This is a genomic window from Aquiflexum sp., assembly GCF_041751335.1.
Classification (GTDB): Bacteria; Bacteroidota; Bacteroidia; order Cytophagales; family Cyclobacteriaceae; genus Aquiflexum.
Map to the genome: position 1 here is coordinate 1 of NZ_JBGSXS010000175.1, position 11133 is coordinate 11133.

The 11133-nt window shown below is 41.4% G+C and carries 8 protein-coding genes and 1 pseudogene; 4 read left to right on the forward strand and 5 right to left on the reverse strand.

Annotated elements, in window-relative coordinates; genetic code table 11:
* From ACEW8U_RS09810 to ACEW8U_RS09820, 3 genes are all read right to left on the reverse strand, one after another.
* A partial coding sequence (locus ACEW8U_RS09810; RefSeq protein ID WP_373521863.1) for an FAD/NAD(P)-binding protein occupies positions 1–1839 on the reverse strand: 1839 nt, incomplete at its 3' end.
* A complete protein-coding gene (gene sbnA / locus ACEW8U_RS09815; protein WP_373521864.1) occupies positions 1808–2854 on the reverse strand; it encodes a 2,3-diaminopropionate biosynthesis protein SbnA in 1047 nt (348 codons plus the stop codon). The genes ACEW8U_RS09810 and sbnA, both read right to left, overlap by 32 nt.
* A 645-nt stretch (positions 2855–3499) precedes the next feature.
* Entirely contained in the window at positions 3500–4351 is an 852-nt protein-coding gene (locus ACEW8U_RS09820) for a helix-turn-helix domain-containing protein (RefSeq protein WP_373521865.1), read from the reverse strand.
* Positions 4352–4534: 183 nt separating this feature from the next.
* Between ACEW8U_RS09820 and ACEW8U_RS09825 the strand changes: the two genes are divergently transcribed.
* The 3 genes from ACEW8U_RS09825 (at position 4535) to ACEW8U_RS09835 (ending at position 8299) form a co-directional block, all read left to right on the forward strand.
* Positions 4535–5509 (forward strand): phytanoyl-CoA dioxygenase family protein, encoded by a 975-nt coding sequence (locus ACEW8U_RS09825; RefSeq protein ID WP_373521866.1) that lies wholly within the window; start codon positions 4535–4537, stop codon positions 5507–5509.
* 238 nt (positions 5510–5747) lie between these two features.
* Entirely contained in the window at positions 5748–7439 is a 1692-nt protein-coding gene (locus tag ACEW8U_RS09830) for a sodium:solute symporter (protein WP_373521867.1), read from the forward strand.
* A gap of 65 nt (positions 7440–7504) precedes the next feature.
* Positions 7505–8299 (forward strand): SDR family NAD(P)-dependent oxidoreductase, encoded by a 795-nt coding sequence (locus ACEW8U_RS09835; RefSeq protein ID WP_373521868.1) that lies wholly within the window; start codon positions 7505–7507, stop codon positions 8297–8299.
* 93 nt (positions 8300–8392) lie between these two features.
* Here the strand turns inward: ACEW8U_RS09835 and ACEW8U_RS09840 are convergent, their stop codons facing one another.
* Together ACEW8U_RS09840 and ACEW8U_RS09845 are read right to left on the reverse strand one after the other, a co-directional pair.
* Positions 8393–9151, reverse strand: coding sequence for a tetratricopeptide repeat protein (locus ACEW8U_RS09840; RefSeq protein WP_373521869.1), 759 nt, complete (start codon positions 9149–9151; stop codon positions 8393–8395).
* Positions 9152–9358: 207 nt separating this feature from the next.
* A complete protein-coding gene (locus tag ACEW8U_RS09845) occupies positions 9359–10507 on the reverse strand; it encodes a YncE family protein (protein WP_373521870.1) in 1149 nt (382 codons plus the stop codon).
* 386 nt (positions 10508–10893) lie between these two features.
* Between ACEW8U_RS09845 and ACEW8U_RS09850 the strand changes: the two are divergent.
* Positions 10894–11133 (forward strand): annotated as a pseudogene (locus ACEW8U_RS09850) (glucose-6-phosphate dehydrogenase); the annotation flags it as partial.

Sequence of the window (11133 nt, forward strand, 5' to 3'; positions counted from 1 at the left end):
GTTGACATGGTTTTGTGCGATTTGTTTTGCCCAGGGGGAGAGAAAGTTGTTGTTAGACCTCGAGAGGCTTTCGTTGTCGAGTGTCCAACCTTCTGTTGGTGTACCATAAAAGCAAATTTGGTTTTGTTTTTTTAATCTTCCGGCCTTATCTATTTCCAAACATCCAGGTTTATAGTCCCCGTTTGAAAAAAAATCCACACCCAATTCCAAAATAAGTTTTCTGATGTATTCTGGCTGGGTAGCTAATTCACCTGATTTGGGAATCCTGGCATCGATGAGCATACTTATGTCCATAGATTTAGAAGTCTGTTCATTGCTTATTTTAACTTCTGAAGATTGGTGATGAATAGACACTTTGGGATTGGAAGCAAAATCGAATTTCAAGACTCCGGCATTTGCAAGTGCAAGAATTTTCTCCATGTTTTCTTTTGGCGGTCCAAAGGCTACACGTTGGAATCTACTATAATAGTCAAGATCAAAACAACACTGACTTTCTCCGCTCAATTTCCCAAAGGAATATAGTTTATTAAAGATCGGATTCATTTCACGCCATAAAGCAGACATGGCTATAGTTGAATGATGCAATTCATCAAAACGTTCTGGAAAGACAGTTTCTTCTAAATACCTGATCACCGCAGCGTGTTGCTCAATTTGCGGCAATTTTGGAGATAAAAATTTCTCCAAATCAAAAGGAGAAAAGTCAGGGAAAATTCCGGAAACATAAAATTCCAGCTCCAGTAAGGTTTTTTCCAGTAATATATTTTTGTCGGATTTAAAACGCAATAGATGTACTACATATTGATATCTGAATTCATGCTGGATAAAGGGCAGCAATTGTGATTTAAAATCAAGCACATCGTGTTTAACAATTAAATGATCAACCGTTTCCTCTGTGAAGTATCGTAAAGAAAAATCACTTGACCCAAGATCTTCCTGCCTGGCAATCATCGGAAACCCCGCTTTGCTAAATGCCAAAATTTCTTTGGGTTCTCGCCCTGAGTCCAAATAAGTAATTCCTCCATTATCTCTTTGAAATATACCGCCTTTGCCTTCGGTAATGGTTAAGACAGCATCAATAAAAGTCAATCCCATTCCTTTGACGGCAACAGTTTTTCCAGAATATTCATTGTTTTGCAGATTGTGAATAGGATAAACTGACTGGAGTAGTGTTGGCGAGTTACGATCTTTTGTCCTAGCCGAAATATTGGAATTGTGGCTTTCTCCAAAGCTATAGGAATGACCCGTACAGCACATAACTTCTGAAAATCCAAAATACATTCCCTTGACTGTATTGATCATAAGCTTGTCAAAGATCACCATAAAGGATTTTACTTTATCCACTACCAATTGCAAATGAATGTTTGAAGGTAACCCTTCAATGACTTTACAAAGGCAGTGTTGAAGATATATACCCGTGACTGCACGGGAACAATAATCCGAGGATTCAACCTCAAGTTCAGATGCTTTTTTGTATCTATTCAAGAACTCAAGAAGATCAGGCCGATCATCCACAAGTTGTTCCTGTTCATCTGTCCAGAAATCTACCTTGCCAAGGTTATAATTCATCAATAAAAAATCTGGCTGCTCAGTCTGATAATTCGGTCCACTGGCAAAATCATCGCTTTCATTGAAGCAAACGATGTCCAAGTCTACTCCCGGATTTTGGCTGTTCCAGACACTTGCGAGCCGCTCTATAGCATAGGCGCCTTTGGGCCCTCCGCCTACTATAGCCACTCGGAAATCAGCATCAGGTACATAGCTATCGCAAACATGCCTTGCCAAAAACTTTTTGTTTTGTTTGGCTATATCAGTTAAATTGTTCGAACTCCACAACTTCATTTACTTTTTTGTTAATCATTTCGAGGATATCAATTCCAAAGGTTTCTGTGATCCATTTATCCGAGTAAATTGTCTCTAAGTAACGTTCACCACGGTCACAGATAATGATCACGGCTTTTTCATCCGGATTCATTTCAAGTTTTTCCACACCAGAAACCAATGCTCCGGTGGAACCACCTGCTAGGATAGCTTCATGTTTTAACAGCTTTTTACAACCAATAATACTTTCCCATTCCTTTATCCACATCGGAGATTCCAACAATTCCTCCTTCAATAATGTAGAGGTCTTTGAAGCCCCAAATCCCGGAATCACCCTTTTTTCAGGCTTTCCTCCGAAAATAACACTTCCAAAGGCATCAACGGGAACAATTTTTATTTTTCCGCCGATCTGATCATTGTATTCTGCGAATCCCATTAATGTCCCACAAGTGCTGGTAGCAACCAATATATAATCAGGATATTCACCCAACTGCCCGACTATTTCCTCAGCTGTCTCATGGTGGGTGAGGGGATTCAAGGGGTTTTCATATTGTTGGGTCCAAAATGCATTTGGGTTTTCGGCTAAGATTTTCTGAACTCTATTTATCCTTGTTCCCAAGTATGAACCATGCTCATCCGCTTTGCCCACCATTTCAATTTTTGCTCCATAAGCTTCCAATAAGCTCAGCGTTTGCTTATTAATGTAAGGATCGACCACAAGCCGGAGGTCAAGTCCATGGTACAGACAGATTTGAGCAAGACCCACACCCATATTTCCTGAGGTGCTCTCTATAATTAGGGAGTTTTCATTGATTAATCCCAGTTCCAGAGATTTCTCAATGATAAATTTGGCCGTCCTGTCCTTAATGCTACCAGCCGGATTCATCAATTCCAGCTTTCCATAGACCTGTTTATGGGGGAAGAGCTTGGACAATCGAATCAGTCCAGTATTGCCTATTAAAGAGGACACACTGTTACTTATTTGTGGCTCTTTGTTAGGGTTATTTATGATTAGGTTTTCTTTTGTTAATATCATTTTCGGATAGTTTGGATAGGAGAGTAGGTTGTCGAATTGGAAGCAATTATTTCCTTATAAAATTTCAAAGAAAATGGCTGATTCATTTGGATTCCAGCTCTTATTGAACAATCTCCCTACGTTCTCTAAATACTTCATTTTTTTAAAAAATAAGTACAAATACTTCTCCAATAATATAATTAAATGGTAAAAATTATGAATTATGTAAGTTTTAGGGAGAATATTATAAAAATTTAGATTCAGCTTTCATTTTTCCAATAGCTTTAATAATAATTTTTCAGATCGATCCAATGATTTCTGATATGGAGACAGATGGAATATATTTCGATGAAAAAGTTAAAAAGCCCGTAGTAAAGAACAAGTCTAAAAAACGACCCGAGGAGGAAGATTAGAGAAATAGGAAACTTCGAAATATTCTTTTTTGGTTTTTTACAATATTATTTTTTTACAGCTTGAATAATGTCCAATTTTATCAAATCCCAGTGATTGCAAAATGATGAGGGAGAATTGCTCCTGAAAGAAATCCAACCTAAAGTGAAAATCAACCTTGAGATCTTTTTAGCCTTTTGAGTATGCATACACGTGGTCTGTGGGATGTCAAAGAAAAGGATGGGTAACAAAGGACAGAGTGTCCCCATGTCGGAATCAGGAGGTAGATCGATGGCCTTTTTTAAACGAAAGTGGGTTTTCCCCTGTGATTTTTTTGAAAGTGCGGTTGAAATAGCTCAAACTTTCGAATCCGCAATCGAAGCAAGTTTCGGTTACATTTCGGTCATGTAACAGTAGCTTTTTTGCTTTATCGATGCGGTAGTGGTTTACAAACTCGGTAAAAGTAAGACGCGTCATTTTCTTGAAATATCGGCAGAAGGCAGCTTCGCTCAGGAATGTAAGTTGGGCTGCTTCGCGAACCTCGAGCTTGCGTTGGTAGTTCCGGTCGATCAGCTCAAACACCCTCCTCAGGCGCTCCTGATCTTTTTGGGTAAATTGGTTTTTTACAGGCTTATCATGCAGTAGCACTTTGTCGGGGGAGTCCATCAGTGCTTTGAGAATGCTGAGCAATTCCAAAAACAGCTCAAAAGTAGCATGTGTATCCAACTGTTTAATTCGCGTTCCGAGTAGTGCCTTGGCCGTTTCACCAAAAGCGATGCCGTGGCAGGAGAGTTGAAAAAGCTCGTGTATTGCCTGAAGCTCGGGGGCGGTAATATGTGCCGCTTGCAGGAAGTCGGGGCGGATATGTACGACCATCTTTTCATAGGGAGTCTTCACGCCATAGTCAAAGTTGAGGTGTGGGATATAGGATCCTATTAGTACCAGATCACTGCCCTCAAAACGGGAAATGTGCTCTCCCACATGACGTGTTCCGCTCGCGCCATCAATGTACACCAACTCATACTCCGGGTGAAAATGCCAGAAAAAGAAGTCGCTGAGATTGGGGTTCACCATCAGGCACAAGGAACTGTTGGAGGGGCGGGAGATTTCTTCAAGCTCAGTTTTCATGGACAGAGGATAGAATTTTTATACCTATTTTACAGAATCTTGGATTAATATTAATGAAAAGGTCAAAATAATTCAAATTTTGGGCAGAATACGACAAGCCTTGACCTGTGATATAGGTTAGATTTGCTAAGCGCTAATTTAATATCATTCATCTTGTTTTAATAAATGCTTAAAATCGAAGCCATGAAAAAGATCCTCCTCGAACGGGACAGTCCGAATAAAAACCATAAAGATATTCCCGGTAATCCCTCCACAGCCACCAGCAGCCAAATCAAATTAAGCAATCGCGCCAACCGTGAGCCATTACGGGTATTGAGTGAAGCAGATTGGAAATTCTGGATTGAAAACGGGTATGTAGTGATAAAACATGCCGTATCCCGTGAACAGGCGCTGATGACCGCTGATTTTTTGTGGGAGTTTGAAGGAAAAGATCCAAACGATCCTGAATCATGGTATACCGCTCCGCGAAGCGATATGCAAATGAAAGAACTGGTAGGTACAGGCATGGTGGAAGTGTACAACAATCAGCACCTATGGAATAATCGGCAGGTTCAGCGGGTTTACGATGCCTTTGTGGATGTATGGGGTACAGAAAAGCTTTGGGTAACGATTGATCGTGCTAATCTTAACTTCCCGATGCGTCCAGGTCATGAATACAAAGGCTTTATACATTGGGACTACGATCCGGAAACTCGGCCGCAAAATGTTCAGGGTGTGTTGGCCCTTGCTGATCAGACGGATGAAAACATGGGTGGCTTTCAATGTATACCTGAGCTTTACCGTACCTATGATACTTGGAAATTAGCCCAGCCGGAAGATCGTGATCGCTTTAAGCCGGACATAACAGGCCTTGAATCCCATATAGTAAAAGTGAAACTTGAAGCGGGCGATTTGCTTATATTTAACAGCACCCAACCCCACGGCATTCGACCAAATCGCTCCACAGACAAAGTACGTATCGCCCAATACATTTCCATGATGCCGGCGGAAGAAGACAATGAGGAATTACGCAACTGGAGAATAAATTCCTGGAATAACCGGGTGGCTCCCTCAGGTTATGCCTTCCCTGGCGACCCACGCAACTGGGAGCAAACGCGCTACGGGGTAGCTGAATTAAACGAGCTGGGCAAAAAACTGCTTGGCTTGGATCCTTGGTAATCAGTGTTTTTCATGTATTTACCCAATGATGAAAATGGTATTCCAATATAAATCTTGCCAGGAAACTGAAATGTCCGATACATCGGACATCCGACCTGTTTGTAGTAGAATATTGGGTTACTGGCTAAGAAACGGATAACCAAATAAATTAGCAGTGGCAGTAATCTGTCACTTGTTTTCTATAAATTTATCCTTTTGTCCGCCCGAATTCTCACCCAAAAAAAACCATTAAAAAAATATGTTAGCAAATATGAGCCCTTGGGATCTTTCCATCATTGCGGCTTACTTCGGGGTAGTCCTATGGATTGCCTGGTGGGTCTCCAAAGGAGGAGGCTCCGGCAACAAAAAAGAGCTGGACTCTACCGATTACTTTCTGGCCGGAAAAAATGAAGGCTGGTTTGTTATTGGAGCTTCGTTATTTTCTTCAAATATAGGTTCAGAGATCATTCTGGGGGTTTCGGGAGCCGGTGCCCGTGGTGAAATGCCACAGGCCAACTTTGAGATACTGGCCTCCTTGATTCTCATTTTGCTCGGATGGGTATTTGTGCCATTCTACCTACGGACAGGGGTGTATACCATGCCTGAGTTTCTTGAAAAACGTTACTCCAAAGCCTGCCGAAATTACCTTTCAGTGGTGTCAATTGTGGCCTATGTGCTCACCAAAATCTCCCTTATTATCTTTTCAGGTGCCCTGGTCTTCGAAACTATGGGCATTCCCTTTTGGACCGGAGCGATCATTACCGTATTTGCCACTGGGTTTTATACTGTATTGGGCGGCCTCAGGGCGGTAATCTATACAGATATGGTTCAGGCCTTTATCTTGTTGGCCGGCACGGCTGCGGTAACCTATTTTGGGCTTGGGCAATTGGGAGGTTGGGATGCGATGATAGATGTCATTGCCACTGCAGCCGCTGAGGATCAGACCAAATTGCCGCCGGAGGATTTTTTCAATCTATGGCGCCCCTTCTCAGATACCGACTACCCCTGGACGGGGATGCTCTTTGGTGCACCCATTTTGGGGGTTTGGTACTGGTGTACCGACCAGTTTATAGTACAGCGCACACTCTCTGCAAAAGACATTAGCAATGCCCGTAAAGGGACTATTTTTGCAGGATTTTTGAAGTTGTTGCCTGTGTTCCTTTTTTTCGTCCCGGGAGTAATTGGTTATGCCCTGGTTCAAAAAGGCATGCTGGACCTCTCCCTTGACAATCCCGATCAGGTGCTTCCGGCCATGATTACAGGCTTCCTGCCCGTGGGTATTAAAGGTATTGCCATTGCCGGTTTGTTGGCAGCATTGATGAGCTCCCTATCTTCTGCCTTCAATTCTTCCTCCACTTTATTTACCATTGATTTTTACCGCGAAAGCCGACCCAATGCCTCAGAAAAAGAGTTGGTAAGGGTTGGGCAAATTGCCACAGTGGTATTGGTGCTGGTAAGTTTAGGCTGGATACCATTCATGCGTACTTTGATGGGAGGGGGAATTTTCCATTACCTGCAAAGTATTCAGGCCTACATTTCGCCACCAATTGCGGCAGTATTTCTGTTGGGTTTGTACTTTCGATGGATCAATGCCACGGGTGCGATTGTGGCTTTATGGACTGGATTTGGCTTAGGGATTTTTAGACTTATCACGGAATTTATGAGTAAAGAAGGTATCATTGCTGTAAGCAAAGGTTCAATTTTGGACATTTTACTAGGTATTAATTTCCTTCACTTTGCCTTAATCCTTTTCCTGTTTTGTGGTATTTTAATGATGCTAGTGAGTAAATTAGGTACGCAACAGTCGGATGAAGCCCTTCGCCTCACCACTTTCCAGCCCGGTGAAACACCCTTTAAATTTAAGGTGTCCCTGGATGGCTTACTTACCATTGCATTGATCCTATTGGTGCTGTTCTTGTGGATTTTATTTAGCCCTTGGGGAATTGGATAGAAGACAAGTATTACATTTCCAGTTAGGATTTGCTTCCAAATTACCACCCTTTAACTGACCATAAAATGGATTTACAACTGAAAAATAAACGCGCATTTGTATCAGGTTCAACAGGTGGTATTGGGCTGGCTATTGCCAAAGTTCTAGCTTCTGAAGGGGTTGAGGTCATCCTGAACGGACGAACCCAAGCCCGAATCGATCAAGCCATAGCTCAGCTGATGGACGAAATTCCTGAGGCTAAGATTATGGGTATTCCAGCTGATTTTGCCGATCCTGCATCAGTGGAGTCACTATTGAACAGGCTAGGCTCCGTGGATATTTTGATAAATAATGTGGGCATCTTCACTTCCCAGTCTTTTGGCGATACCTCCGATGCCGATTGGTACCGTATGTTTGAGGTGAATGTCATGAGCGGGGTTCGGCTGTCACGCGCAATACTACCGGGGATGCTAATGCGCAATTGGGGGCGAATCCTATTTGTGTCCAGCGAATGTGCCATGCTTGTGCCAGAAGACCTGATTGCCTACAGTACCACCAAAGCCGCTTTGCTGGCTGTTTCCCGTGGACTTGCACAGACTACCAAAGGCAGTGATGTAACAGTAAATACTGTCGTTCCAGGCTCCACCCTATCAGAAGGTGCAGAACGGTTTTTGCGAACAGTTGCAGAAAATGAGCAGATCAGTGAAAAGGAAGTGGCTACAAATTTTTTCGAAAACGTGCGTACCACCTCTCTAATTCAGCGCTTTACCAGTACTGAAGAGATCGCCAATACCGTTGCCTACTTATCCAGCCCATTGGCATCTGCGACCAATGGTGCCGCTATCAAGCTAGAAGGTGGATCTGTCCCGGGGATTACCTGACCCCGTCCATACCGAAAGCTATGTTACTCCCAGAAAAAGGGGTAATATATGTTTCTTCTAGCCCAAGCCAAGTTCTAATACATTATTTGGATTTTAATCATCAGCATACCCCATAAAATCAGTAAGATATCTTTTGACTTCTTCCTCTTCCAAAATCTCTTCAAATGACATTCCTAAATGTTTCTCAAGTCTTCCCTTTTTGAAATTGCCATATTGAAACAGTACATCCATATGGAGAGTAGTGATTATAACACCATTATCTAATTGCATTTCCCTTACAAATTGATAGTAAACTTCAGCTTTTTCATAAGCTTCTTTAAGCATGAAATATTTGCATTGTAAGGTATAAAAAGCACAAACCTCAAATTCTGTAAGACCCTTAGGGCCTACTTTTAGATCCCTTACATCCAAAGCTCCATTTAGCAGATTTTCAATTTCATCCAACTTATCTAAATCAAGCAGTTTAATGCCCGCCATAAACTTCGACATATAATTATCAGGAAAAACTTCGATCTGCTTTCGAAGGGTTTGATAACATTTTTCTTTATCCCCCATACCAAAATATATATCGGAGAGCACGTCGTAAAATTGTGACACATCTGGGTTTTTGGCAATGTGCCTATTTACTTTTTCTATCAAGTATTGACATTTCTCCTTAAAGCCTGCATCATCCCCTGTAATTTCATCCAACTCCTCAATAAGGGGTTCAATCAATTCAAGGGCCCTTATTGCATAACCTTCATTATAGTCAATTTTAAACTCGACTGTTCCATCTGCTTCAATTCTTTTTTTTGAAAAATCCGGATCCATCCATTCGTCATCTAATTTTAATCTGTAGATGACCTCAATCATGCTAAGTAAAAAATTAAAGCCCAGCACTTGTAAATGGGCAAAGTTCTCGCCCTGTTTTTCAAATATGCTTTGGGTGATAACTTTGCAGGCTGGGAGTTTTTCTTTTTCTTTTTTGCCACGGCAATATATCTATTTATTGATTTCTAGACTTGAAAGTCAAAAATATCATATTCCTGTCATTTGTTCTAAAAAAAATATCTCCAGTTGCTATTGATCATTATTCACAGCCCTCCCAATCCCAAACTGATCTCCGGCTTTGGTTATCTGATGCTTGCTAAAATGGATTTCCACCATTTTTTCACTCGCTACATAATTGTGGAATTCGTCTTTGAGGGTCAAAAGAATATTTCTGGTTTCCACATCGATTACTTCACCACTGGAAGGATAAGCATATTTTCCGTCCATACTAAAAGTAATCCATCCCGGCATATCCTGAAGCGGTATGGTAGTCAGTTGCTGGTAGGGTGGTGTTGCACTGAAAACATGCATTCGCATGTTGTGGCCATCACTGACCCATAATTCCTTTTCATTTGGGGTAAGACCGATGCCATGACTGGGATTTCCATGTCTCCGTACCGGACCTTTTTCCCAACCTTCCACCACAATACTGTGAAGCACTTCCCCTGTTTTCAGGTCACCCACTTCAAAACCCAACAAATCATCCACATTGGCAAAAACCAGGTTTTCCTGACTGTCTATGGTGAAAGGACGGACGCCATTGCTAAAAGGCCCCACTTTTTTGATTATAGAATGGTCCTCGGTATCCGTCACATGTAAGTATGGCGATGCAATATCGGCCAGGTAAGCATGCTTTCCTGAAGGGCCATAAAGTGTGTTGTGTGCCCGCTGATACACTTCAATTTTCTTGATGACATTACCTGTTTCACAATCCACCACATTCCAAAAGTTCTTTTCAAGGGAAGGTAAATACATAGTTTTACCATCAGGGGATATCGCCATCCGATCTGCCCCGCCTTCATAGGTCTTCTCCCAAAGGATCTTTTCTGAAGTCAGGTCAATGCGTTGAAGGGTGTGGAGGGTGCTGACGTAAATGCTGTTGAGAGCCACACTTACAGCCACCCCTTTGACATTGGAAGGCTTGCCGTTTGGAAGCAATCCTTGGGTTTTGATTCTTTTGACAAACTGATGGTCATTGTCCATGTCAAATACCAAAATACCATGACCACCATAACCCAAATAATTCCGGATTCCCGGAACAGCTACATATAAATACCTTCCTGATTCAGGAGATTCGATTTCAGGATCAGCATAGTCGATCTGATTGGGCATCCACGCGATGGTGACTAGGACTAAAATGATAGCGGTGAGAATAGGCTTGATTATTTTGGGCTTCATAATTTTTTTGTTTTATAATAAGTGGAGGAGATGTCAAAGAATAAAGATAAACATTCGGGGGGATTAGTTAATAAAAAGATATTTGGTGATACCCGTGGAATCACTGATTGCTGGAAATAAGGATATAAACCTGGAGTAGGAATCACATGATAAAATTCTGGATATTGCCTCTAATAAAAAGTATTTTAACAGGTCTAAGGCTGCGATATTTTAAGCGAATTACATGTTGAACTGAAATACAATCACTTAATTTTTTTTCATTTATAAATTGAAGTCCTAAGAAACTTTAAACTATTTAACTGATGTTGACTTAGTTGGAAATGCGACTTATGAAATGAAGTTTCTCAAATCCCTTCAATTACTTTATGCGACTTTTATCATATCCTATGAAAACGAAAACTGAAAATACAAACGGTCCCACAATCATTATTGTTTTTGGAGGGACAGGAGATTTAGCTAAAAGAAAACTCATCCCAGCATTTTATAATTTATTCTTAGATGGTTGGATGCCTGATAATTTGGCTATCTATGGCTTGGGAAGAACTGCATTGAATGATGAGAGTTACCAGAAAAATTTATACAAAGGATTATCTGAATTTTCCAGAAGCGGAAAACCTGATTCAGAA